The following is a 26,178-nucleotide window of genomic DNA, read 5'->3' as shown; positions in this document are numbered from 1 at the left end:
TTTACTTAATTGGTGATGGCTGCCCATGTGGGCTTGAGCGTAAATACTGTTTAGGTGCAATTACTGTAGCGCCAAGCTCTGCAGCTGCATGCCACGGCCAGTGCGGGTTATATAAAATACCACGCGCTAGTGCTACGCCATCGGCTTGCTGCTCACTAATAATATCTTCGGCTTGTTGCGCCTGTGTAATTAAACCCACCGCTATAACAGGCATATTCACAGCTTCTTTTATGGCTGTTGCAAACGGTACCTGAAAATTAGGTTTTACTGGTATTTGTTGCTCAGGACTTAAACCCGCAGTACTTACATGAATAAAGTCACAGCCGAGTTCATCAAGCGCTTTACTAAGCACTATCGATTGCTCTAAATCCCAGCCGCCTTCAACCCAATCGGTTGCCGAAATACGCACACCTACCGCTTTATTACTGGGGAATACCTCTCTTACCGCTTTAAACACATCAAGCAATAAGCGCATTCTGTTTTCTAGGCTGCCACCGTAGTTGTCATCGCGCTTGTTTGAAAGTGGCGACAAAAACTGGTGTAACAGGTAACCGTGTGCACCATGTAGCTCTATTAAATCAAGGCCGAGTTCATCAGCGCGTTTAGCTGCACTCACAAAGTCTTTAATTAATGAGTCTATGTCGTCTTGACTCATTGCTTTTGGCACTGGGCTGTTAGCGTCGTACGCAATTGCCGAAGGTGCCACGGTTTGCCAGCCATTAACGTCATCAGGTGCAATAGCATCGCCACCGTCCCATGGTTTTTCAGTTGATGCTTTGCGCCCAGCATGCGCCAACTGAATACCAATAGGCATAGGGCTATATTGTCTTACTGCTTTTAGGCTTTTGCCCAGGGCTTGCTGGGTTTCGTTATTCCAAAGCCCCAAATCGCCGTAGCTAATACGCCCTTCTGGGTTTACTGCTGTTGCTTCTAAAATAAGTAACCCTGCACCACTTAAACTCAATTGGCCTAAATGAATAGTATGCCAATCGCTAGCAGCGCCATTATTGGCTGAATACTGGCACATGGGTGCAATAATAATACGGTTATCTAACGTTACTTGCCCAAGTGATAAAGGCGAAAATAGTTGGCTCATTGTTAATCCTTAAAAACACGCACAAAAAAGTGCGGACAAAATAAAAAAAGAGAATACGAAGCGGCAATCAAACACGCTCACTCAAAAGCTTACACAGTTACTTATAAATACGACTACCACTCTTAATGGGGATAAAAACACACTTTAATAGTGCTGATAAAAGCATAACTAATGACATTATAAACTATTAATTTTAATGTAATAATTTGTTTAATGAGCACGTCATAAAGACATCTTTAAAAAATGAATGACTATTTACCTTTAAACAAGGGTGTGATTTTTAACCTAACTGTACCTAATAGCACTAAGCTATTGCTTGTATTGCCTATTAACTAAATAAAAACCCTACATATCAACCATATTTATTCTATAAAAGTGAATTAAAATTCAATTTAAATATTCCAAGCTACTTCACTCCCTGATAAACTGCTTAACTTAATTTACTAATGTAAAACATTTGAACTGGGGATCACTTTTTATGTTTAAACCAAGCTTGTTAACCTTGGCTATTTCGAGCGCTGTTTCTAGCGTATTTTTATTGCCTAATGCCGCACTTGCTCAAGAAGAAGTTGCAGCTAAAAACAAATCACTCGAAGTAATCGAAGTTACAGCAACAAGGCGCAGCGGCTCTGTGCAAAATGCACCGCTAAATATTACAGCCCTTGATGCAGATATTATGAAAGATCAAAATATCAATGAGCTTGCGGATGTTGCACGCTGGGTACCTGGTTTAACAATCACCGATCAAGGTGGTCGCTCTGGCTCACCTATTATTGTTCGTGGTTTAAATACAAACTCTTCTGGTCCATCGTCAGATGGTGGCACGGTATCTACTTACATTAACGAAATTCCGGTTTCGGTAGATATGCGCCTTGTAGATATTGAGCGCGTTGAAGTATTAATTGGGCCACAAGGCACCCTTTATGGTGCAGGCACATTGGGCGGTGCAATTCGCTACATGCTTAAACAGCCTGAGCTTGATTTTACATCGCTTGAAGTTTACGGCGACCTGTTTCAAACAAAAGAAAGTGACTCTTTAGGTGGCGAAGGCGGCTTTATATTTAACCTTCCTATTATTGAAGATAAATTAGCAGTACGCGCCAGCTTAAATGTATATGAAGATCCAGGTTTTATCGATTACGGCTACGTAGTACGCGAGCCAGGCGTATCGTTGCCAGATCCTGATTGGAGCGATAGCTCAGCAGTTAATAACAACCTTAAAAATGTAAAAGACGCCAACGGCGAAACCACCACAACAGGTCGTATTTCTGTTCGCTTTAAACCAAATGAGTCGTTTGAAGGTACGCTTAACTACTTTTACCAAAACCAAGACAGCGAAGGCCGCTCGATTGTTCATTACAACAGCCTTAACGCAAACAACGGTTTAAGCGACGTAATAGGCAAATACGAGTCAGCTTATCGCTTTGAAGAGCCTCGCGAGAAAAAAGATCAATTACTAAGCCTTGAACTAAAAGCCGACCTAGGTTTTGCAGAGCTAGTATCGGCAACCGGTATTTCGAGCTTTGATGCCGACGGTCAACGCGATCAAACAGACTTACTTATTCGTCTTGATTACGGTTATGAAGAGTTTCCTTCGTTTTCAACGTTTACCCGTGAAATTGACGAAGAAGATACCTTCACTCAAGAAATTCGCTTAGTGTCGCAAGGCGACAGCGACTTTAACTGGATTGTGGGTGGCTTTTACAACAAAACAGAAACCGAAGCATCAAGCAGAGAGTTTACGCCTGGGTTTGACCAATTCGCTATCGATAACTTTGGTGGCGAGCAGCTAAGACCTGACTCATTAGAATACTTAGAGCTTACAAAAAGTACCGTCACTGAGTCTGCACTATTTGGTGAAGTTGGCTACCAAGTTACCGACAAATTAGATGTGACCATTGGTGCCCGTTTTTACAAATACGATATAGAGTCGCAAGCGGCTTTTGACTTTCCGCTAGCCAATACACTGTATGGTGGCGCAGATCCTGATGCGATCACTGTTGAATACGAGAAAGATGAGGCTGACGATAACGGTAACTTATTTAAATTTAATGCTAAATACCAGTTTACTGACTCTGTAATGGGCTATGTAACAGTAAGTGAAGGTTTCAGAATTGGCGGCTCAAACGGTTTAGTGTCTTGTCCTGATCCAATTGTTGAGGATCAACAAACAGGCTGTGGCAAACCTGACGAATTATTATATGAAGCCGACACCACAACAAACTACGAGCTAGGCTTTAAAAGTACATGGTTTAGAAGCCAACTACACTTTAACGCCGCGTTATTTAACGTAGATTGGGATGATGCACAAATCACGGGCGCTACAGATATAGGCCAATTAACATATATTTCAAACGCAGGCAGCGCTAATGCAAAAGGGATTGAAATTTCAACCCGCGCTATTTTATCTGACTCGTTTTCAGTTTATGCTACGTACGCTTACACAAAAGCAGAACTAACATCAGACGCACCATTTTTGTTTAATGCCGATGGTACCGGTGGCGCAGAAGACGGCGACCGTTTACCTGGCTCACCTGAAAACCAATTTTCGATGGGTGTAAACTATCAAACAGATGTGTTTAACGACAAAACGCTTGATATTAACTACGGTTTAACCGCGCAAAGCGATGTACTTTCAAGAGTAGGGCTTCGTGATAACGGCGAAACACTACCAGGTTACAGCTTAAGTAATATATCAGCTAAATTAACAGCCGATGCATGGTCAACTACGCTATATGTTGATAACCTATTCAACAAATACGCGGTTACATCCGTTCGTCGTTCAGATGCAGATATAACATCAGCTAATGGCGCCGACATACAACGTAACTACGGCCATTACATTAATCGCCCGCTTACGGTAGGTGTTAAATTTAACTACAAATTTGAAATATAATTTAAGCGACTTTTAAACAGTCTCACTTTTTAAATACTGTTTTAAGGCTCAAATTTATTTGAGCCTTTTTATTTTCTTTTACAAAATAATAATTACCAAAACCATGCAGCCAAATTTAAAGCAACTTCATCAAAGCGCAATACACTCCCTAAACCAAGGTAAAATAGAGCAAGCACACAAAGCCCTAGTGGAGTTAGTTACACTCAAACCAGACTTTGCTGATGGGTATTTTTTGTTAGCTATGGTTAATTTAACTGTTGGGCAAATACACAAAGCAATAAAGCTCATCGAAAAAGCTCTTACCCTTGGCCAAAGTATTGAATATACCACGCAACTTGCTAAATGTTACGCACTTACTGGCGAATTACAAAAAGCAAAAAACACCGCACTATCGGTGCCATTAAAGCAAATAACTAAAGCCCTTGATGCCGACACACTTGGCGTTGCACTTACTCAAGCAGGCATTCACGAACACGCACTTAACTACTTTGAGCGCGCTATTACACTGGCTACAGCGGCTAACAAAGCTCAACCCCCGTTTTATTATAACTACGGTGTAAGCGCTAAGTTTTTAGGACTATTTGATAAAGCCCAACACGCTTTTGAAAATGCCATAGCGCTTAACCCACTGCACCATCAAAGTCATTTTGCATTAAGTGATTTAACTAAAGTAAGTAAGCAAAACAACCATATTGAGCGCTTAAAAAATGTATTTGAGCAAGTAACACACCCCGATGCAAAACTGCATATTGGCCATGCTTTAGCAAAAGAGTATCAAGATATTGGTGAATATTCAGAGGCTTTTAACGCGTTAGAGCAAGGTAAAGTAGCAAAACGTGCTGTGCAGCCGTTTGATCATAAAAGCTCAACTGAGTTATTTGAACATATTAAACTCTTAAGTGAACAGCACAAACAAGCGCTAACACAAGGCAACCCAACAGCCGAACCTATTTTTGTATTAGGCATGCCCCGCTCTGGCACCACATTGGTTGAGCGTATTTTATCGAGCCACAGCAACGTGCAATCGGCAGGTGAATTACAAGACTTTGGCCTAAGTGTTAAAAAGCTAAGCCAAACGCAAACACCGTATGTACTCGACACTCAAACACTCAGTAAAGCCTACGAGCTTGATTTTAATCAGCTTGGGTCAACCTATTTAAACGCAACACGCGTAATAACAGGCAGCCATAAACACTTTATTGATAAGCTCCCGTTTAACTTTTTTTATATCGATTTAATAACCAAAGCACTGCCAAACGCCAAAATAATTTGTATGCTGCGCGATCCAATGGACACCTGTATTGGCAACTATCGCCAATTATTTACCATTAATAACCCCTACTACGCGTACTCGCTCGACTTACTCGACACAGCAAAATTTTACAGCCGTTTTTACAAACTAATGCAGTACTTCAGCATGCAACACAGCAATATAAAATTAGTAAAATACGAAGAATTAGTCGCACAGCCCGAGCAACAAATTAAAGAGTTAGTCAGCTTTTGTAACTTAGAGTGGCAGGAGCAATGTATAGATTTTCACTTAAACACCGCACCGGTCTCTACTGCAAGTAAAATGCAAGTACGCCAACCACTTAACAATAAAGCAATTGGCCGTTGGAAAGCGTTTAAGCCGCATACTGATACAGCAGTGAAGTACCTTTTAAAGCAGGGTATTAGTATTGAATAAACGTTTTATTTTACCGGTGGGAAAATCCAAATAGGCGGCTTTGTGCCAATGTAGGTCAGATAAGCGAAGCGCCATCCGACACATTAAAATACCTTGCCAATTATTATCAACATTTTATGTTGTCGAGTGGTTGGAGAGTGGCCATAAGCGGACCTTCATTATTCAGTCAATTCAAGAGGAAAAGACCAGGTTATACATACAGGTACTGCCCCAGTATGAAAAGTTCACTTTCGGGCAATTAAACCGTGTATTGATGTTTACACAACTCACATTTTTACCCAACCTGCTGGCCACTTTGTCCCGTCTAAGACCGCAGCGGGACAAGAGATACGCGCCAATTTTATTTGACTATTAACACTGGGCAATCAGCTTTATTGGCGATCGTTTCTGCAACGTTAACATTCAAAAAATGAGAAAGTCCGGTTCTTCCATGACTGGCAATTACCACCATGCCTATATCACCGCTATTAGTCTCATCTAAAATCTCATTAATGGCATCACCATGTCGAATAACCGTTTCAATCTTTAAATCAGTATTCAACTGACCTAATAACTCATGCATTTTACTCGCCGCAGCGTCTTCCATATTTTTAGCTAACTCTTGGGGAGTTATCGCAAGGATCATATAATTCTCATTATCTGAAGGCTGATCAACAATGTGTAAAATACGAATGCCTACTTGATATAAATTCGCCATTTCAATGGCATATTGCAAAGCATGTGATGCAGTATCAGAAAAATCCGTAGGCCATAAAATATTACCTGTTCGCATATTATTCTCCTTCACAATCTAAAATCATATTTTTCAATGATATTACCAACTCCATAAGAATAGACTCGGCTCCATCTCAGCAAGTTAAGTGTAGTGAGTATTAAAAGGTTATCTATTGATTACGATCAATAAATAACAATAAGGCACTAAAAGTAACAATACCTCATCAATTTATGCTTATTGATTAGGCTGTGATTGCGGGGTTTATTACTCTGGTTGTCGTTGTTGTTTCTTTTATAAGATAATCAATATTTGGAATAATTGGGGCTGACAGTCAGTTTTTCGCTCACAGTTGAACTCACAGCCAAAAGCAGACATTGATGATCCCTGATGTGTGAAGTCCTGATTTGACCCCATTCGTTTTCATTAGTGTTTTGAAAGGGGTTACCGATATTTAAGTAATTAGAGAAGAGGATTACCATTCGAGGTGATAAGGGCTTACCACCATTATTTACTAACAGTTGTCATCGTTCTATTGGTTATGCACAACAATTACGGTTTCAGTATAAATTAATATGGGTGTCATCCTAATTTTATATTAAAACTAATGAAAACAATTCAATCTAGAAGATTGTAAAGTTCCTACTTCGAAAGCTTTAAAAACTAAGAGTAAATATCGATTAATTTATCTAGTCGAGTAATTATTTTAGAATATTTTTTACGGTAACGTGTTTCCAAGCAATTGTTTTTTTTATCAAACTGGATTATCGATAGTAAATAAGATCTATAACCAACAGCTTTATTAAATAATTGATCCATGCAGACTTTTTTAAAAAAAATCTCGTCTTGTTGAAATTGAAAGTTATAATTATTGATATTAACATTGAATAATTTATTCATTATAAAGACCGCTGATTCTTCTTTTACTAATGCAAGATAGGTTACCTTATTAATTAACTTTACTTTTTTATTAGATAACCTCAAACTTCCTCCAGCTTTACCAAATGCGATAACGTTTCCATTAAGAGATAAAGTATGGTTCTTCTTGAGTGTCTTTTTATTATTTAGCTTTAAGGATAACCTTTGTAATAATCTAGATATTTCTTCTTCAAATAAAGCATTATGAATATATATATTTGATTTTTTTGCTGAAAAAAGCATGTCGTCTGCATAACGCGTATAAATAATTTCATGTTTATAACAAATTTTTTGAATTTCTATATCAAGTTGTCTAAAAATAATATTTGAGATGACTGGGGAGGAAGGGAAACCGATAGGTAACACAACTTTTTCACTAAATTTAACATTTTTAGAATCTGTAGGGATCGTATAAGTACAGTATTTTAAGGCTTGATCTACCATTGTGGTATTATTTGTTAAACGTGACCCCATAAAATAGTGTTTTAAACAATTTCTTATCGCTCTAATTCTAAGTGAATGGAAATATGACTTTACATCTAAACGTAGGAATTTATAGTTGTTTTTGTGAGGAAACATAAAGTCGTAATAAGACATTCCTTGGCGAAAGGCTACAGCGGAGTCATTGAGAGGTACTTTATTAAAAACTAAAGATGTAAGGCGCTTATTTATAGAATATGATTCAAACTTTTTATCTATAGAGTAAGCAAAATCTTTACCTATCCTAACCTCTTGTATTGAATTATCAGGTATATCACCAGGAGGATTACTATTTAGAATATTTTCCATGAAATATTTTTTTGTAATTGTTTTCATCAATTGCTCCAATCTGATACATTTTCAGAGTTGCACATGTGACCTTGAGTACTCAGACACGCTGACAATGAACTGCTGACTGAGAGACTATTTATTTATTTATGAACTAGTTATATTAAGTTCATGAAGGGACAAGCCCTTACAATTAAGTTAAATTAATAACTAAACCGTTCCCATTACCTATCAGATTGAAGCCTTGTTATTATATCATGTAATTCAGGGAAGTAATTACTAAAAAGTTCTTCAAACTCAATTTTAGTATTCAAGGACTCTCTCTCTATTTCATTAATTGAAAAATTAAGGAACTGAGTAACCCAACCATCAGTTTTTTTCTTTTTTTCCGAATTTTTTAACAGACTTTCTAACTCCTCAAAGTACTTTATACCCCAGCCAGATATTGTGTCAGACTTACTTTTGATACGAAACTGCTTTTCACTCTTCAAAGTTTCTGATTTACCTTTAAACTTTATTCTTAGAAAGTCGATTAATCGTCTTTCATTGCTATTTTTTCTAGCTTTTTTAACAAAAAGGGTTAGATCTATATTTTTCTCTATTTTTAGCCATTGATAAAATAAACTAGCACTTGTTAAACATATTAAGCACCCTTCAAAAGTATTAGGTATCAGTTTTACATTTTTGGACAGTAGGTATTGTTCAACATTAGAATGGAAATTCAAATATGATTTTTGGTCGGTAAATCTTACGTTATGCCTTTCCACTTTGTGACTTTCTGAACTAAAATCTAAAATATTATTGATATTTTTATTTAAACGCTTAAATTCAGCACTGAATCCCTTTTTATAATATATCTTCTGCTCTACAAGATTTTGCTTACGTAGGTTAAATAATCGACCATTCTTTTCTAACTGGACCGTAAGTTCATTTTTACCTTTATCTTTGAAAGAATAAGCTTTATCAGCATCGAATAAGAATAGATATTTTATAGCAGCGTCAGTTGCACCTGGATTAATACTCTCACTAGTTGTATTACTACTAGTACTATATACATCAACACGACTCAAATGTTTAAAATGCATCCTTAATGACAAGTTTCCAAAAGCTTCTAGTTCTGTTTGACCTTCTACAAATAAAATATGATCACTAAAATAAAGCCTGGCTTCATTATCACTGAAAGTACTTAAAAAATTACTATCTTTATAAGTTGAATGTAATTTTTTTAGTAGTGATCCCTGCTCTTTATCTTTAGATATATGGAGTACTTGATGCTTACCCTGAAATTTAATTATTACTTCTTTAACTATATTAGGTGAATGCGTGGATATAAAAATACTTGGCATTTTAGTTTTAATCTTCACACCATTCTTTTTAAATCCGTACTTAATAAAATTTTCATGTATATTACTAATCAAACCTTCATTAAGTTTAGGATGTAAACCTAACTCTGGTTCATCAAGAAATATAAAAGGAGATATGTATTCTGAGCGAGTAAGTGCTATCAATAATGTTAAAAGTGTATTTGTAAAATTATAAGCGTTAGTTCCATCTGATTGTAAATCTAAGCTCTCTCCGTTAATTTCAAATTGATCGCCTTTAAGGCCTAATTTAATGTAATTTAAAATTCTTTCTTTATAAGTAAATTGTTTAGTGGAAATGGCATTATCGACAATTGATATAAGCTGACTATAAGATTTATTTTTTTCACCTAATTTTTCGTTAAAGAATAACTCTACGTCTTTCTTTGGTATTTTATTAAAGTTTATAGTTTTCAAACTACTTACAATATGCCAGATTTTATCCCATTCATGGAGGTTCATATGCCGCGCATCAACTTCGAAAAAAGGATAAATTGTACTCAGAAGATCAATAGCGTTCTTATTTTTTATCGACCATTCAGAAAGACCATCATTTCTTATATGTAATGTCAATGGATAACTAGAAACAAGCTGGGATTCGGTACGTAAAAAATTAGATAAAGTTTTTTTTTCATCCCTATCTAAAAAGAAATCTTTAAATAAAATAGTATTAATTCTTTTAAAATAAGGTACTTCCGAAGATCTAACTATCCGATGTAACCTCTCTGTGTCAAACTCAATAGTTATTGAACCATATGATGTGTAATTTGAATATAGCTCTGGCCCTAACTCTCTTTTACCTTCCAATTTCCCATAAAAAAACCTTAAAGCTTTTAATATATTTGACTTACCAACATTGTTTTTACCAACAATACAGTTAATATCTTTAACATCATCTATTTTCATATATTCATATGAAAATAGGTTTTTAATTTCGATAGATTTAATACTCATTTATTTCTTCTATTACATATAAATAATACTTCAACAACTAATAAATTAGCACTTAAAATGTATCATGGTTCAGGCCACATCTCATTATTTTTTAGCCGACCTAGTGACATAGAATCCCTTACAGCTTGAGTAGGATGATTCTTATTTTTATCTTTAAAAGAATCTATATCATAAGACCAGTATTTGGTATGTGATTGTAAGTACTCTTTGAAATAACCACTTATACCAACAGGAATATCGTTAACCCCTCTTCCAAAAATATTTTTTAAAGGGCCTCCAATCAAGTCTCCTTTAAATATTTTTCTGTGCGGGAAATAGATATTATTCCACCGGGTGCATATAAATGGAGCTGAGTAAGTTGGTACGCTTGATGTAGTTAAACCATTGTCTGGAGTTCTGTAGTTTTTTTTATAAAAAACCTTGTTAGAACCCACTGGCGGGCAGCAAGGGTATTCCCCTTCCTTTTTTAATTGTTCAAATTCAGCGCCATCGTTGGCCAATAAAAAGCTCCCATGAGCTAATGGTGAACCTATAGTTACAAAGTCCGTAACTAGCCACGGCCAATTACTCTCCCTAAGTTCGCGCCATAATTTTATTTGAAGATTTTGGTAGTCCTTTATGCGCTCATTCTCTGTTTGATAGTTTTGACAAGATAAAATATTATTGCTATCGCTTGAAAAACTATGGAGTAATTTTTGTTTTTTCGTATTTTTTCTTTTCTCAACCTCTATGCTCGCCCAATATAACCTCAATAAATCATAAGCAATAACAGAACCTAGGCTATGACCAACAACTACAATTCTCCGATATTTTTTAGATTTATGAAGCTTATCTAATAGTTCAATTCCTTCTTTTCTAATTTTATTACGTTGTTCAATATTATCTGGAGAGGGGCTCAAATAACGAGCGGCATCATCAATAGTCCCATAAATTATTCTCAAAACGTGATAATCAAAAAATAAAAAGCCAATTACAATTAACAATGAAGTTAAACTTATTAAAGATCCACCCTGTAAAAAATCTAATACAGAAGATAAAAAATAATACAGTATAGGGAAGAAAGTAATCCATAAAAAATAATAAATAGGTAATAAATTATTGCTTACATTCTTAGGCCTTTTCAGTAACAGTGAACGACTCCAACTAAGCACATGCCTTAACTTTGTATCTCGCATGTGATGGGCCCAATAGTACTCATAAAAATCTGTTAAAGGTTGATATCGCCCTTTACCAGGAACCTGGAGCCTCCTTAACTCGAAAGATGCAGACATTTTATCTGGTTTATTTCTTATATCTTTGCTAAATAAATTTTTGACGAAGCTCCGCAACGTATCCATAGGCCTTTGTTCGCCAATACCATGTATGATAATTACTGCCTGCCTATTACCTTTACACGAAGTCATCCATACACCTTTTTCTATTTAGTTAGACTATAATTTATTAACATTTACGATGAAGTTAATAAAAAACACGTTGAAAGTTCAAACACTTCATCAAAGTTATGAATAAAAACAGTATTTAAACTATGGATTAGAAATTATACCCTTTTAAAGCTGGTATAGTTATAAATCGTTACTCGAATACACACTTAAAATAGGGAATTTATAATCGGCAAACGATACAGTTACCGATTGTGTTTCGTTGCCTTTGAAACCGAGTTTAAATTCCATTGGCATGAATCGGCTGCCGTCAGCAAAAAGCGCAAGTAAGTGCTCCTCGCCTAATTCGCGATTGCCCGACGATAAGTTAGTTAGCGTTATAACAGCCCAGCGTTCGCCCTCTTCATTGCTCATTAATACATAATTAACGATTTTAAAATCCCCTTTTTTAGGGGTTATGTTGCTATCGTTTGCAAACGATAAGTGCATGCTATTTGGTACTGCACGGTCAACATTTAGCGCTTTGATAGAGTCGGCTTGGGTTGCCCACGAAAGCACCAATAAAATGATCACTAAGGCTTTATTCACTGTTAGTTCCTTTTTATTACCTAGTAAAATACCTAGTAAATTACTTAACAAATTACATAACAATAACTGTTTAAATTATATTTCGCATTCCATACCTATTATGTAAACAAACAATCATCGTTATTTACCCAGCGCTTTGGCTGCGCCATTGCAGACTAAGCGCTCATTCAGTGTGCTTGCGCTACTTTAGGGTAATAACGAGTGATAAGAGTAAATAATTCAAAGCTAACTTAAAGTAAAAAGCGCGATTAAACAGGAGTATAAACGTATGGCAAGCACACATAAAAACTCAACAATGGATTTATCTGATCCCAGTAATAGCATTCAAGTAAGAGGGGCACGCGTTCACAACTTGAAAAATGTAGACGTTGATTTACCTCGTAACGCATTGGTTGTTTTTACAGGAATATCGGGCTCTGGAAAATCGTCGCTTGCGTTTGGAACGCTGTTTGCTGAGTCGCAGCACCGTTATCTTGATTCAGTATCGCCTTACGCCCGTAGGTTAATAGATCAAGTTGATGAGCCCGATGTTGATTCTATTGAAGGGCTACCGCCTGCCGTTGCTTTGCAGCAGCAACGCGGCGCGCCCTCGGTTCGCTCATCCGTTGGCAGCATAACAACTATTTCTAACGCGCTACGCATGCTTTACTCTCGTGCTGGCGAATACCCCAAAGGGCAAAGCATACTTTACGCCGATGCGTTTTCGCCGAATACGCCACAAGGTGCGTGCCCAGAATGCTCAGGGATAGGCCGAGTGTTTGAAGTAACCGAAAAGCTACTTGTGCCAGACGATACAAAAACTATTCGCCAGCGCGCCATTGAAGCGTGGCCACCAGCATGGCAAGGTAAAAACCTAAGCCGTATTCTTACTTCCCTTGGTTATGACATAGACACACCTTGGAACAAACTTTCTAAAAAAGCACGCGATTGGATTTTATTTACCGACGAAACACCTACTGTGCCGGTATACCCAGAATATACCTATGAGCAAACACAAAATGCGATAAAAAATAGCGAAGATCCAAGCTACATGGGAACTTTTTCAAGCGCTAAACGCTTTGTTTTACAGTCTTTTGCTACTACGCAAAGCCCGCGTACAAAAAAGCGCGTATCACAGTTTATGCAAATATCGCAGTGCCCTACTTGCCAAGGTAAAAAATTAAAACAAGCATCGTTAAGTGTTAAATTTGCAGGGCTCGATATTGGCGAGCTATCTCAACTTACCTTAAACGAACTTGCTAAAAAATTAAGTAACGCCGCCAACACCAAAGTAAATAAAAATACAAAAAATCCAGAGCAAGCCATTGTTACGCAGCGCATTGCCAGTGACATTCTCACTCGTATTGAAGCACTAACCATGCTTGGTTTAGGGTACTTGTCGCTAGAGCGTACAACGCCAACGCTCTCACCCGGAGAACTACAACGATTGCGACTTGCCACACAAATTCGCTCTAAATTATTTGGGGTAGTTTACGTGTTAGATGAACCATCTGCGGGTTTACACCCTGCCGACACACAAGCACTTTTAAAAGCGCTCGATGAGCTAATAGCGGCTGGCAATTCTGTATTTGTTGTTGAGCACGATGTTAGCGTTGTTAAACACGCCGATTGGATTGTTGATGTAGGCCCTGATGCAGGTGTGCATGGTGGCGACATTATTTACAGCGGCCCTGTTGAAGGGTTAAGAAAAATAAAAAATTCGCACACCGGTCGTCACCTTTTTGCTAAAAACGCCAGTCAAGAGTCTACTCAAAACAGCGCGCAAAAAAAGGAGCATAGGCAGCCAAAAGCGTGGTTAAAATTGGCTGATGTTGAGCGTAACAATCTTAAAAAACTCAATGCAGAATTTCCATTAGGTGTTATGACAACAGTTACTGGGGTTTCGGGCTCTGGTAAATCAAGCCTAGTAAGCCAAGCGTTAGTAGAACTTGTTTACGAAGCACTTGGGCAAAAAGTAGTAACACAAGCGCCAACCGACGAAGCCGACTTACTCGAACAAGAGCTGCAAACACACACCAGCGGAAAAATCATTGAAGGTATAAATAATATAAGCCGCCTAATTACCGTAAATCAAAAAGCGATTGGCCGTACCCCTCGTTCAAACTTAGCTACCTATACGGGTTTGTTTGATCACGTGCGTAATCTATTTGCTTCAACACAAAAAGCAAAAGAGCGCCGTTACGATGCCGGTCGTTTTTCGTTTAATGTAGCTAAAGGCCGTTGTAAAAACTGTGAAGGCGTTGGCTTTGTAAGTATAGAACTGCTGTTTTTACCTAGCGTTTACTCACATTGCCAAGTATGTCATGGCAAGCGCTATAACGAACAAACGCTAGAGGTTACATATCGTGATAAAAACATAAGCGATATTCTCAATTTAACGGTTGAATCGGCGCATACCTTTTTTGAAAACGAACCTGCAATACTACGAGCGCTCGATGCACTTATGCAAGTAGGTCTTGGGTATTTACGTTTAGGGCAACCTGCAACTGAGCTTTCTGGCGGTGAAGCGCAGCGTATTAAATTAGCAACCGAGCTGCAACGTGCGCAGCGCGGTAACACACTTTATATTCTTGATGAGCCAACTACGGGTCTGCATCCATCGGATGTATCAATGTTAATGTCGCAGTTAAATAAATTAGTAGATGCTGGCAATACCGTTATTATGGTTGAACACGATATGCAAGTAGCCCGTAATAGTGACTGGGTAATTGATGTAGGCCCAGGCGCGGGGCAACAGGGAGGCGTGATAGTCGCACAAGGTACACCGCAAAAGGTGTCTGAGTCAAAACAAAGTAAAACTGCGCCATTTTTAAAAGCGCAATTAAGCCACACACACTCTGGTTAAGCGGTTTATCGTCAGTTTGCGTGTAATAAAAAAGAGCCAGAGGCTCTTTTTTATTAATCAAGGGCCAACCAAACGCCCACAAGTATCATTAAACTGCCTGCTATACGGTTCATCCATTTAATATTATCGCCACGGGCTAAAAATAAACGTAAGCTTTTACCGCCTGTTGCGTAAGCTAACATACTTAAAAACTCGGTGGTCATTATAACACCAAGCAATACTAAAAGCTGAGGGGCTACAGCATGCTCAACACTAATAAACGGCGGTAATAACGAGATCATAAACGCCCACCCTTTAGGATTAGCAATTGCGGTTACAAAACCTTGAGTAAATAACGACTTCCTACTTACGTCACTTGGTTTTGAGGTATCAACCGACATTTTGCCTTTAGCGCGCCACATATTTATACCAATATAAATTAAGTACGCACCGCCTACCCACTTTAAAATAGCGAACGCATCTGGGTAATTTAGCATTACGCTTGCAACGCCTAATACCGCAGCTATGGCAACACTTGCTACACCTAACAGCTCGCCTATCATCATCCATAATGTGCGGCGCACGCCAATGCTCATACCGAGTGTCATGGCAAGGGTCATACACATACCTGGGGTGATAGACACAAAAAAGAACGTAGGAATAAAAACCGCAAGAGCTGCAACATCAATCATTAATTTACTCTCATATTAAAATCAAAAACGCGGCTATTAGTAGCCGCGCTATTGCTTACTCATGTTTATTACTATTGCCCAGTACCTACTACGGGTTCAGTAATGACCTCTACTGGCTCTGCTGTATCATTTAGCAAATACTTATCTAACCACTGTTCTTGTTCCCACAATACATGTAATAAGCTTTTACGCGCACGGTAACCATGTGCTTCGTAAGGGAGCATTACTAAGCGAGCATCTTTACCTAAACCTTTTAGCGCTGCGTACATGCGCTCACTTTGCATTGGGAAGGTTCCTGAATTAGGATCTTCCTGACCGTGGATCATTAGCATTGGTTCGTTAATTTTTTCAGCATGAAAAAACGGCGACATATTAGCGTACACACTTTGTGCTTGCCAAAAATCACGCTCTTCTCCTTGAAAGCCAAACGGCGTTAATGTGCGGTTATACGCGCCACTGCGGGCAATGCCTGTTTTAAATAAATCGCTATGAGCCAATAAGTTAGCAACCATAAATGCACCGTATGAGTGCCCTGCTATGGCAATTTTATCTTTATCGGCAATGCCTTTTTTAACCAATACATCAACAGCTGCTTGCGCACTTGATACTAGCTGCTTTCTAAAGTTATCGTTTGGCTCGCTGCCATCAATACCCACTATTGGCATTTTAGGGTCGTCAAACACTGCAATCCCTTTGGCAAGGTAAGGCATTGGCCCCCAATAGCCAATATAGGTAAATGCATAAGGCGATTCGCGTACTTGTGATGCAACGGCTTTATCTTTGTATTCAAGTGGGTAAGCCCACATAAGTACCGGTAACGGGCCTTGTGTTTTATCGTACCCTGGTGGTAAATAAAGCGTGCCCGAAAGCTCAACACCGTCGTCGCGTTTATAACGTAATTGCTCTTTAGTTACGCCTTTAAATGCAGGGTACGGATGCTCAAATGTCGTTAATTGCGTTAGCGTGTCGTTATCTAAGTTGCGTATAAAAAAGTTAGGTTGCTCAGTTTTAGATTCGCGAATAGTAATAAAGCGCTCACCTTCGTCGTCAAGCAGTGCACGAACACGCTCATAGTATGGTGCTTCTGATTGCCATAAACGCTTGCTGCTATTTGTTTTAACATCGTATTGGTCTAAAAACGGGATATTACCTTGCTCTGAAGCTCCATTACCACGCAGATATATATAACGCCCGCCTACAATTTTAATTACGTTTGCGCCTAAATCGTTGCGCTCGTAAATTGCATTACCAGGGTCTTTATACGCATCGTTGTAACTACGCTCTGAAAATAAAACGCGGTTTCTGTCGGCATTTCGTGGTTGCACTATGTAAGTACGTACTTGGCGATCGCTAAAGCGCCAGTCTGTCAGCATGGCTACGTTTTCGTTGCCCCACTCAATACCAGAATAACGACGCTCTACTTTGGCAAATAATTTAGGCTCGCGTTTAAAGGGTGCACGTAAGCTGTAAACATAATCATGATGCTCAACGTCGGTTTTCATGTCGCCGCCATCTTGCGCCTGCGCCCAAATAACTTCAGCCCCTTGATCGGCTCGCCATTCAAAATCACGGCGGCCAGTGCGTACACTGTCGTAACCTTGTGGAATGTTATCGGCAAGTGGCTGTTTTGCCAGCTCTGCTAATGCATAGCCGCGCATGCCCCATATTTGCCATGTGCTTGCAAATCGGCTGTAAGGCACTTGATACGAAAACGGCTCATTAATACCCGCTACTAAAATATTGGTAGAATCAGGTGATACCGAAAACGATTTAAATAAAGAAGGGCTACCTATTGCTTGGGTATTGCCATCAAGCGTTATGTAAGCCAGCTGCCCTTGGCCGTAAAATTTAAATTGTGCTTCATCAAACGGGCTGGTTAATAAATTTTGGTAAGTACGTGCCGGTGCTTTTTCGCCAGTACTTTGTTGAATAACAGGCACTACATTTTGGCTGTTATTTTCAAGCTTTGGTTTACCAAAATTAACAGCAAGATTTGCAACAATGGCGCTGCTATCTGGCAGCCATTTATATGGTGAGGCAGTTAATACCGAATTTAATGCAGCGCTAGATAACTCTTTTGCTTGTTTGGTTTCAACGCTGTAAAGCCATAAGTTGGCTTGGGTTGGTTGCTCAACAACAAAGGCTAAATATTTACTGTTAGATGACCATTTAGGTGAGCGAATAATGCCATTAGGTAAGTTATTAATACTGATAACCGACCCGCTTTGAACATGCTTTAGCTCCACGGCACTAAATTTGGCACTCACACGAGAGCGCGAAAAATTAGCGGGGTTTAGCTTAATACCAGCAAGCTTAAGCTCTTCTTTTGCAAGTTCATCAAGGGTTACTACACGTTTGCGTTCAAAAAGCGCTAGCCACTGGCCATCGCTCGATAAGTAACTAGTGGGTGCTAACTTAGCGTCAACCAATGCTGCAAGTTCAGGTGATGGGGTTTGATAGCCCTGCTCGGCGTAACTTGTTGGTACTAATGCCGCACAACAAATAAAGGCAACTAACAGCCTAAAAGCGCTCATGTTTTTATCCTTTTGTTATTTTTTACTCTTATAGGCGTATATAAACACGTTTTGCTTTGTTCATAAAGTATTAAGGTAAGTTAAACACCTCTAAAAGATGACTTAATAGTGCTGATTAAGCTAAACTACAGCGCTATTTATTCACCACTGCGGTACTTAAAATACAATGCATAACAAAGCCAAATCAGTCACTATTTTTGATGTTGCAGAGCGTGCTGGTGTATCAAAATCAACCGTATCCTTGGTACTTACCCAAAGCGATAAAGTGGGCAATAAAAGTAAACAAAAAATACTAAAAGCGATTGATGAGCTAGGTTACGTTTATAATCGTGATGCCGCTGCTATGCGCTCAAAGCGCTCAAATTTAGTGGCCATAGTAATAAACGATTTAACTAACCCAGCTATGGCACACCTTGCTACCAGCCTACAACTTTTGTTAAACGACAACGGCCTACAAGCCATGATTGTAAGCAGTAATAATAGCCTTGAGCTACAAGCAAACGCAGTTAAAAACTTAAAAGAATACAACGCTGCTGCATTTATTATTTGCCCCGTTGCTAATACTTGCCCCAAATGGCTTGATACGCTCAGCGCGCAACACAAAGTAATTACCGTAATGAGCGAAGTGCCTTTTAGCGCAGCTCCTTGTGTATTACCCGACTATAAAAAAGCCAGCCACGTAGCCAGTATGCATCTGCTTTCACAAGGCGTGACAAACATTGCATTTATAGGCAGTGAACTTACTTTATACGACTCACAAGCACTACAAAGTGGCTTTAATACCGCTTGTGCGCAACACAGCATTACACCATTAGCACCCATTCACTGCGCAGTAAACACAGCCCTTAGCGCTAAAAATGCATTTATAGAAGCATATAAACACAACCCCACATTAAACGCAGTGGTGTGTGCAAACGATATTATTGCTCAAGGTGTTATTGCCGCTATTAACTCATTAACACATCACTGTATTAAAGTAGTGAGCTGCCACCACATTCCTAATAGCGCGGTTATAAATAATCACTTAACCACCGTGGCTATTAGTACAACTGATATAGCTAAGCGGTGCCTTTTAATACTGCAAGAGCTACTACAAAATACAGCCCCGCCAGTAAAAACACTGGTAAATGTAAACTTACAAATTAGAGATTCTAGCCAATGAAAAAAGTGCTGGTAATTGGCTACGTATGGCCAGAGCCAAATTCGTCTGCTGCGGGAACGCACATGATGTCGTTATTAAATGCCTTTAGAGCGCAAAACTGGGACGTTGAATTTGCAACGCCCGCGCAGCGCACCGATCACATGGTAAATCTTGACGACTTCGGCATAACCAGTCAAAGCATTGCACTAAACTGCGACAGCTTTGACGAATACGTTAAAGCCTATAATCCAGATATAGTCATGTTTGACCGTTTTATGATGGAAGAACAATTTGGCTGGCGCGTCGATAAACATTGCCCACACGCAATTAAAATTTTAGATACCGAAGATTTACAATGTCTGCGTAACGCTCGCCACGAAGCGCACAAAGGTGAGCGTGAATTTACAACCAGCGATTTACACTCAGACATAGCAAAACGCGAAATTGCCGCTATTTTACGCTGCGACCTAAGCTTAATTATTTCAAGTTATGAAATGAGCCTGCTAAATAGCGTATTTAAAATAGAGCCAAGTTTATTACACCATTTACCGTTTATGGTCGATTTAAGCTCACTGCCTACAAGTACAAAAACGTTTGAGCAGCGCCAGCACTTTATGACCATAGGTAACTTTAGACACGCGCCAAACTGGGATGCTGTACTTTATTTGCAAAAAATATGGCCACTTATTCGCAAGCAGCTACCAAAAGCAGAACTACATATTTATGGCTCTTACCCACCACCAAAAGCCACGGCACTAAATAACCCTAAAACAGGGTTTTTAATAAAAGGCTGGGCCGATAATGCGTTTGATGTAATGCAAAGCGCACGCGTATGTTTAGCACCACTGCGTTTTGGTGCAGGCATTAAAGGTAAATTGCTTGAAGCCATGATTATGCAAACACCCAGCGTTACCACCAATATTGGCGCAGAGGGCATGCATAACGGTTTACCATGGCCGGGTAAAATAGCCAACACCGCCGATGACTTTGCCAACGCTGCCATTGAAATGCACAACAATCAAAGTGACTTTGAACAAGCGCAGCAAGATGGCAACACGCTCCTTAATACGCTCTACAACAAAGTACAATTGAGCGCTGCGTTAATTCAAAAAGTCGATTCAATAAGTAGTGATTTAAACGCTCATCGCGAAAAAAACTTCACCGGTCAAATGCTCAAACATCATACAATGCGCAGCACTCAATACATGTCGCAATGGATAGCCGAAAAAAATAAAAAATTAGATTAAAAATGACTAGACACACACCAATTAGTGTTTAAAATCGCGCCCATCAAACGTGGGCATTTTTAGCTGTATTGTCTATATTTTTAGCTTAGTTATCGCAATATTTGGTCCAAAAAGATTTGAAAACTGCAACCTTTACAGAAAAACGCAAATTTATCGTTAAATTGGGTAAGATGCTTCACAAATATGGTACGCCTGCTTACCGCCTAGAAGCTCACCTAATGGAAGTGGCTACATACTTAGGACTTAAATCGTCGTTTGTTATGTCGCCAACCTCTGTAACGTTTGTTATTTGGACCGATGGTCACGAAGACGAGTACACCCACGTAGCACGTGTAGACCCTGGCGATCACGATTTAGGCTCACTTGCCGACACCGACGACCTTGTAAACCAAATGCTTGACGACAAGCTAAGTTTACAAGAAGTTGATGCGCAACTAGACGCTATTTTTGTAATGCCAAACCCATACAATAAACTTGTTACGGGCGTTGCGTTTGCAACTTCTGGTGGTGCGTTTGCAATGTTAATGGGTACTAGCTGGACTGATGTTATTTGGTCATCGCTACTTACTTTAGTTGTTTATGTGTTTGTGCTTTGGTCTGGGCGCTCAAAACGCGTAGCTCATATGCTTGAGCCATTAGTGGCAATAATATCAGCAATACTTGCGTGTGCAGTAAGCGTATACATAACACCTGAGATAAATATACGCTTAGTGGTACTTTCGGCCATTATTGTGTTTATACCTGGTTTAGCACTTGCGCTTGGTTTAGCAGAGCTTGCCGCACGGCATTTAGTGTCGGGCACTGCGCGGGTAATGGACTCGTTTATGCTGCTATTTAAACTGTATTTTGGCGGTTTTATTGGCATAGGTATTGGCTTTGCACTCTTTGGGCAAGCCGATTTTGTACAACCTGAGCCATTACCAAAATGGACAGCATGGCTAGCTATATTTTTACTTTGTAGCAGCCTAATCGTGATTTTTAGAACCAAACTTAAACATGCAGTTTGGTCTATTGCATCTGGCTTTATAGCGTATGGCACCAGTATTGGCTCGGCTATGTACCTTGATTACACGTTAGGTACATTTGTAGGTGCTTTATCGGTGGGTATATTTAGTAACTTGTTTAACCGCGTTGCTAATGCGCCGGCCTCTATTGTTGCCATGCAAGGCTTGATTGTATTAGTACCAGGTAGCAAAACCTATATTGGCTTAAACTCACTAATTGAAGGTCAAGACTTTGTATATGCAGAGCACATAGGCCAACAAACGTTTTTAATATTTATGTCGCTTGTTGCAGGACTAATATTTGCCAACGTAGCCCTACCGCCTAAAAAGAGTTTGTAAGTGATACTGAGCGCTCGCTTTACTTTGATTGAGTAAAGCGAGTGAAACGTTAAACTAAAACAACGACCAAGTAGCAATTGATGCCAATGCTAAGTGTTTTAGCTCTTTACATCGCACTTGAGTGAGCTCAAAAGCATCGTAGTGATTCCAACACTATACTAAAAAACCTTCCATTTTAATCATATCCTACTTCTAATTTACACTTCCCTATTGAGCAAAAATACTCAATAGGGAAGTAACTTAACTAGCGTGACCAGTTAGTTTTGGCAAGCTCTACAATCTCGTTACCTTTGCCATTTATCAGCGCTTTCATCATGTAAACGCTAAAGCCTTTTGCTTGCTCTAATTTGATTTGCGGTGGCATTGAAAGCTCTTGTTTTGCGGTATCGACTTCTAAAACAACAGGTCCTGAGTGGTTCATCATCTCGTTCATTGCCGATGGCAGTTTTTCAGGGTCGTCCACATGAATCCCTTTTAAGCCACAGGCCTCTGCAATTTTAGCAAAACTTGGGTTTTCTAAATCGGTATCGCTTGATAAAAACCCACTGGCTTTCATTTCCATAGCCACAAAACTAAGTGAGCGATTATTATAAACAACAATCTTTATTGGTAAATTAAGCTGCTTAAGTGAGATTAAATCGCCCATTAACATCGAAAAGCCACCATCACCACACATTGCAATGACTTGGCGGTCTCTATCTACAGATTGAACCCCCATTGCCTGCGACATGGCATTTGCCATAGAGCCATGGTTAAACGATCCAATTAAGCGGCGCTTTCCATTCATTGACAAATAACGCGCAGCCCACACTGTTGGCGTACCTACATCACAAGTAAAAACAGCATCGTCAGCCGCTTGCTCGTTGAGTAAACGCGTTAGGTATTGCGGGTGAATTAAATTTTGCGAGGTTTTGCCACTGGCTAGTTCATCAAGATCTTGTCGAGACTCTTTGTAGTTTCTAACACATTTTTGTAAGTGCGAACTTGTCCGCTCACCTTTAATATAATCAAGCAATGTGGTCACTGAATTTTTAGTATCCCCTAACACGCCACAGTCAATTTGCACGTGTCGCCCGAGTGACGCAGCCTGATTATCGATTTGCAATATGGTGGTATTTTCAGGATAAAAAGCACGATAAGGAAAACTAGTACCAATCATAAGTAACGTATCGGCTTCTTGCATTGCATGATAGCCCGACGCAAAGCCAATAAATCCAGTCATACCAACATCATAAGGGTTATCGTACTCAATAAATTCTTTACCACGCATAGCATGCACTATCGGTGCTTGTAATTTTTCGGCTAGCGCAACAATTTCGTCGTGGGCATCCTTACAACCAGCGCCGCACAACAAGGTTACTTTTTTACTTTTATTAAGATGAGTCGCCATTGCTTCAATATCAGATAAAGCGGGGGTATAAGTTGCTGGTTTTGGCACGTTCCATTTTGGCTTAATAGCTTTAGGCATATCTTTTAATGCAATGTCGCCAGGTAGCACAAGTACACTCACACCTTTGTTTAGTATTGCTTGTCGCATTGCGGTTTCTAGCAGGTACGGCATTTGCTCGGGGCTCGAAACCATTTCACAATACACACTGCATTCTTTAAATAATTCTTGCGGATGGGTTTCTTGAAAATAACTACTGCCAATTTCAGATGAAGGAATATGTGCGGCAATTGCTAATACCGGTACATTATTACGCTGACAATCAAATAGGCCATTAATTAAATGAAGGTTACCTGGGCCGCAAGAGCCCGCACACACCGCAAGCTCGCCTGATAAATGTGCTTCGCCACCAGCTGCAAATGCGGCAACTTCTTCATGACGTGTGCCTAGCCATTCAATTGTTCCCATTTTTCGCAGGCTTTCACTAATGCCGTTAAGTGAATCGCCAGTTACTCCCCAAATGCGCTTTACGCCCGCTTGTTCAAGGGTTTTAGTAATAAAACTTGCGATATTTTGACTCATAATATAGAACTCCTAAATATTCAGTTATTCTGTAAATTGATTTTTCGCCTCTGATCTATCAAGTAAGTCATCGTTTCGAAATGCGCTCAATTATTGAGAATCGATAAGCTTAGGTATTTTGATAATAATAGATATATTGCTACTGAGACTTTACTAACAAACGGTACTACTAGGTTTGCTGTGCCCCCATACTGATACATAAAACATGAATGTCCGCTTTAAAGTGTTTATGAATATGCGGGTGCGAGATTTTTAGTGGCTTAACTATGAATATGTTATTATGCGCTCAATTATTTTACTGAATGTTTTTCTCTTACTTCTATGTCAAATTCTGCTTCGTGCTTTACATTATTTTCTCAAAATATTGATTCTCTCGCGCTTCCTGAAAAGTTTACTTTCCCTTTTTATTACGAGCCGCAACCATTAGCTGTAGCAGCCACAAAACAATTACAGCAACAACTTGAAACGTTAACGCATTTAAAAGCAGAAAATGCCGGTAAAATGTTTGGGGTTTTAGTGGTGCAAAATGCTAAGCAACAATTAGGCTTTTTAAGTGCTTATTCGGGGCAAATTGAAGGTGATAAAGCCAATATTAGCTTTGTACCGCCAGTTTCTAGCATGCAACTGCAAGACGATAGCTATTTAGCTCAAAGTAAAATAATTAACGATATTAATGCTCAAATTGAGCAATTAGAAAATAGCGAACAACTGCATGAAGTTAATAGCAAACTTGATGATGCAACACAAAGCTACCAGCAAGCACTATTAGCCCAACAGGCAGTAATGCAAGCCGGTCGCCAGCAACGAAAAATACAACGTACCGAAGGCAAATTAGAGCTTAGCGAAAGTGATTTTGAGCAGTTAAAAAATAAGCTTGCAGGGCAAAGTATCGTAGAAAAAAAGCAACTGCTGGCACTTAAAACCTATTGGCAAAATATAATCGAGTCACTGCAGCAAACACACATCAATATTTCTGATGAAATTGCTCATTTAAAAAAACGCCGTAAAACGCTTTCTAAAAGCTTACAAAAAAAGCTATTTGCACAGTACCAATTTTTAAATGCAAATGGAGAAACTACAGACTTAAATGCCATATTTGCAGCACTGCCTGAGCACACTCCTCCTTCGGGTGCTGGCGATTGTGCTGCGCCTAAATTATTACAATACGCCTATAAGCATGGTTTAAAACCACTTGCTATGGCTGAGTTTTGGTGGGGAGCAGCACCTAAATCAGCAATTAGGCAACATAAAAACTACTACCCTTCTTGTTACAGTAAATGCCAACCAATACTTGGGCACATGCTAAAGGGTTTAGATGTTGAAGATAACCCGCTACTTATCAACCCAGCTCAGGGTAAAGATTTAAATATTGTTTATAAAGATGACGACTTACTTGTGGTAAATAAGCCCGCTGAGTTTTTATCTGTGCCTGGCGTAAATATTGAAGACTCAGTTTATATGCGAATCAAAACGCAGTTTCCAGAGGCTTCGGGCCCACTAATTGTACATAGATTAGATATGTCGACTTCTGGGTTATTGATGATTGCACTTAATAAACGCGTGCACAAAGCACTGCAAAAGCAATTTATTGACCGCACTATAGATAAACGTTATGTCGCATTAGTTAATGGTAACGTAGCTGAGGATAGCGGAGTAATTGATTTACCCTTAGTGCTCGACTTTGATGATAAACCGCGCCAAATGGTGTGTTACAAACACGGTAAGCCATCACTTACTACCTGGCACGTTTTAGAGCGTAACAACAATATTACCCGATTACAGTTATATCCTAAAACAGGTCGTACTCATCAATTAAGAGTGCATTGCGCGCACAGCTTAGGTTTAAACATGCCAATTATAGGCGACACACATTACGGGCAAAAAGCAGATAGATTACATTTACATGCAGAATACTTAGCATTTACTCACCCTATTACGGATAAACGATTAGAATTTGAAGTAGCCGCAGATTTTTAACAAAAGCACATAAACCGCTACCACTAAAACGTACAAATATTGGCTTTTATTAATTAAATTGATATTGTTTATGGTCTTATTTTTTCAATGAT

The 26,178-nt window shown here is 39.1% G+C and carries 16 protein-coding genes; 7 read left to right on the top strand and 9 right to left on the bottom strand.

The features are described from left to right. Position 1 precedes the first annotated feature (1 nt). A complete protein-coding gene (locus I6F47_RS06885) occupies positions 2–1,096 on the bottom strand; it encodes an NADH:flavin oxidoreductase/NADH oxidase (RefSeq protein ID WP_197183570.1) in 1,095 nt (364 codons plus the stop codon). Between the two features lie 478 nt (positions 1,097–1,574). Here I6F47_RS06885 and I6F47_RS06880 point away from each other — a divergent pair, with 478 nt between their 5' ends. Beyond that, positions 1,575–3,992, top strand: a complete 2,418-nt coding sequence (locus I6F47_RS06880) for a TonB-dependent receptor (RefSeq protein ID WP_197183569.1) — start codon at positions 1,575–1,577, stop codon at positions 3,990–3,992. Positions 3,993–4,095: 103 nt separating this feature from the next. Continuing rightward, the gene (locus tag I6F47_RS06875; RefSeq protein WP_197183568.1) at positions 4,096–5,679 is read left to right on the top strand and encodes a tetratricopeptide repeat-containing sulfotransferase family protein; all 1,584 of its coding nucleotides are present in this window, start codon (positions 4,096–4,098) and stop codon (positions 5,677–5,679) included. Between the two features lie 340 nt (positions 5,680–6,019). On the opposite strand, the gene I6F47_RS06870 is transcribed toward I6F47_RS06875, so the two are convergent. From I6F47_RS06870 to I6F47_RS06850, 5 genes are all read right to left on the bottom strand, one after another. Further along, positions 6,020–6,451 (bottom strand): universal stress protein, encoded by a 432-nt coding sequence (locus I6F47_RS06870; protein WP_008165663.1) that lies wholly within the window; start codon positions 6,449–6,451, stop codon positions 6,020–6,022. Positions 6,452–7,054: 603 nt separating this feature from the next. Then, positions 7,055–8,125 (bottom strand): reverse transcriptase domain-containing protein, encoded by a 1,071-nt coding sequence (locus tag I6F47_RS06865; RefSeq protein ID WP_197183567.1) that lies wholly within the window; start codon positions 8,123–8,125, stop codon positions 7,055–7,057. 176 nt (positions 8,126–8,301) lie between these two features. Beyond that, positions 8,302–10,392, bottom strand: coding sequence for a retron Eco8 family effector endonuclease (locus I6F47_RS06860; RefSeq protein WP_197183566.1), 2,091 nt, complete (start codon positions 10,390–10,392; stop codon positions 8,302–8,304). Between the two features lie 62 nt (positions 10,393–10,454). Then, positions 10,455–11,795 carry a hypothetical protein gene (locus tag I6F47_RS06855; protein ID WP_182673663.1) on the bottom strand — a complete coding sequence of 447 codons (1,341 nt, stop codon included), beginning with the start codon at positions 11,793–11,795 and terminating at the stop codon, positions 10,455–10,457. 159 nt (positions 11,796–11,954) lie between these two features. Further along, positions 11,955–12,359, bottom strand: coding sequence for a hypothetical protein (locus I6F47_RS06850; protein WP_007375644.1), 405 nt, complete (start codon positions 12,357–12,359; stop codon positions 11,955–11,957). 268 nt (positions 12,360–12,627) lie between these two features. Here I6F47_RS06850 and uvrA point away from each other — a divergent pair, with 268 nt between their 5' ends. Beyond that, positions 12,628–15,204, top strand: coding sequence for an excinuclease ABC subunit UvrA (gene uvrA, locus I6F47_RS06845; protein WP_197183565.1), 2,577 nt, complete (start codon positions 12,628–12,630; stop codon positions 15,202–15,204). Between the two features lie 53 nt (positions 15,205–15,257). Here the strand turns inward: uvrA and I6F47_RS06840 are convergent, their stop codons facing one another. Both I6F47_RS06840 and I6F47_RS06835 read right to left on the bottom strand, forming a co-directional pair. Next, positions 15,258–15,875 carry a LysE family translocator gene (locus tag I6F47_RS06840; protein ID WP_197183564.1) on the bottom strand — a complete coding sequence of 206 codons (618 nt, stop codon included), beginning with the start codon at positions 15,873–15,875 and terminating at the stop codon, positions 15,258–15,260. 71 nt (positions 15,876–15,946) lie between these two features. Further along, the gene (locus tag I6F47_RS06835) at positions 15,947–18,409 is read right to left on the bottom strand and encodes a S9 family peptidase (protein WP_197183563.1); all 2,463 of its coding nucleotides are present in this window, start codon (positions 18,407–18,409) and stop codon (positions 15,947–15,949) included. 166 nt (positions 18,410–18,575) lie between these two features. Here I6F47_RS06835 and I6F47_RS06830 point away from each other — a divergent pair, with 166 nt between their 5' ends. From I6F47_RS06830 to I6F47_RS06820, 3 genes are all read left to right on the top strand, one after another. Then, on the top strand, positions 18,576–19,571 hold the full coding sequence (locus tag I6F47_RS06830) for a LacI family DNA-binding transcriptional regulator (RefSeq protein ID WP_197183562.1): 996 nt from the start codon (positions 18,576–18,578) through the stop codon (positions 19,569–19,571). Then, positions 19,568–20,797, top strand: coding sequence for a glycosyltransferase family 4 protein (locus I6F47_RS06825; RefSeq protein WP_197183561.1), 1,230 nt, complete (start codon positions 19,568–19,570; stop codon positions 20,795–20,797). Before I6F47_RS06830 ends, I6F47_RS06825 begins: the two co-directional genes overlap by 4 nt. A 116-nt stretch (positions 20,798–20,913) precedes the next feature. Beyond that, positions 20,914–22,140 carry a threonine/serine ThrE exporter family protein gene (locus I6F47_RS06820; protein ID WP_010553647.1) on the top strand — a complete coding sequence of 409 codons (1,227 nt, stop codon included), beginning with the start codon at positions 20,914–20,916 and terminating at the stop codon, positions 22,138–22,140. Positions 22,141–22,384: 244 nt separating this feature from the next. On the opposite strand, the gene poxB is transcribed toward I6F47_RS06820, so the two are convergent. Continuing rightward, complete coding sequence (gene poxB / locus I6F47_RS06815; RefSeq protein WP_197174324.1) at positions 22,385–24,109, bottom strand: ubiquinone-dependent pyruvate dehydrogenase; 1,725 nt, start codon at positions 24,107–24,109, stop codon at positions 22,385–22,387. A 321-nt stretch (positions 24,110–24,430) separates the two neighbouring features. Between poxB and I6F47_RS06810 the strand changes: the two genes are divergently transcribed. Further along, entirely contained in the window at positions 24,431–26,086 is a 1,656-nt protein-coding gene (locus tag I6F47_RS06810) for an RluA family pseudouridine synthase (RefSeq protein ID WP_197183560.1), read from the top strand. Positions 26,087–26,178: the final 92 nt, after the last annotated feature.

This window comes from Pseudoalteromonas sp. NZS37, from assembly GCF_015864265.1.
Lineage (GTDB): Bacteria > Pseudomonadota > Gammaproteobacteria > Enterobacterales > Alteromonadaceae > Pseudoalteromonas > Pseudoalteromonas arctica.
This window is presented reverse-complemented; position numbering and strand designations above follow the sequence as displayed.

Bases quoted from the DNA above. Each gene is read 5' to 3' on its own strand.
- I6F47_RS06885 (WP_197183570.1), bottom strand. From the start codon at position 1,096: ATGAGCCAACTATTTTCGCCTTTATCACTTGGGCAAGTAACGTTAGAT.
- I6F47_RS06880 (WP_197183569.1), top strand. From the start codon at position 1,575: ATGTTTAAACCAAGCTTGTTAACCTTGGCTATTTCGAGCGCTGTTTCT.
- I6F47_RS06875 (WP_197183568.1), top strand. From the start codon at position 4,096: ATGCAGCCAAATTTAAAGCAACTTCATCAAAGCGCAATACACTCCCTA.
- I6F47_RS06870 (WP_008165663.1), bottom strand. From the start codon at position 6,451: ATGCGAACAGGTAATATTTTATGGCCTACGGATTTTTCTGATACTGCA.
- I6F47_RS06865 (WP_197183567.1), bottom strand. From the start codon at position 8,125: ATGAAAACAATTACAAAAAAATATTTCATGGAAAATATTCTAAATAGT.
- I6F47_RS06860 (WP_197183566.1), bottom strand. From the start codon at position 10,392: ATGAGTATTAAATCTATCGAAATTAAAAACCTATTTTCATATGAATAT.
- I6F47_RS06855 (WP_182673663.1), bottom strand. From the start codon at position 11,795: ATGACTTCGTGTAAAGGTAATAGGCAGGCAGTAATTATCATACATGGT.
- uvrA (WP_197183565.1), top strand. From the start codon at position 12,628: ATGGCAAGCACACATAAAAACTCAACAATGGATTTATCTGATCCCAGT.
- I6F47_RS06840 (WP_197183564.1), bottom strand. From the start codon at position 15,875: ATGATTGATGTTGCAGCTCTTGCGGTTTTTATTCCTACGTTCTTTTTT.
- I6F47_RS06835 (WP_197183563.1), bottom strand. From the start codon at position 18,409: ATGAGCGCTTTTAGGCTGTTAGTTGCCTTTATTTGTTGTGCGGCATTA.
- I6F47_RS06830 (WP_197183562.1), top strand. From the start codon at position 18,576: ATGCATAACAAAGCCAAATCAGTCACTATTTTTGATGTTGCAGAGCGT.
- I6F47_RS06825 (WP_197183561.1), top strand. From the start codon at position 19,568: ATGAAAAAAGTGCTGGTAATTGGCTACGTATGGCCAGAGCCAAATTCG.
- poxB (WP_197174324.1), bottom strand. From the start codon at position 24,109: ATGAGTCAAAATATCGCAAGTTTTATTACTAAAACCCTTGAACAAGCG.
- I6F47_RS06810 (WP_197183560.1), top strand. From the start codon at position 24,431: ATGTCAAATTCTGCTTCGTGCTTTACATTATTTTCTCAAAATATTGAT.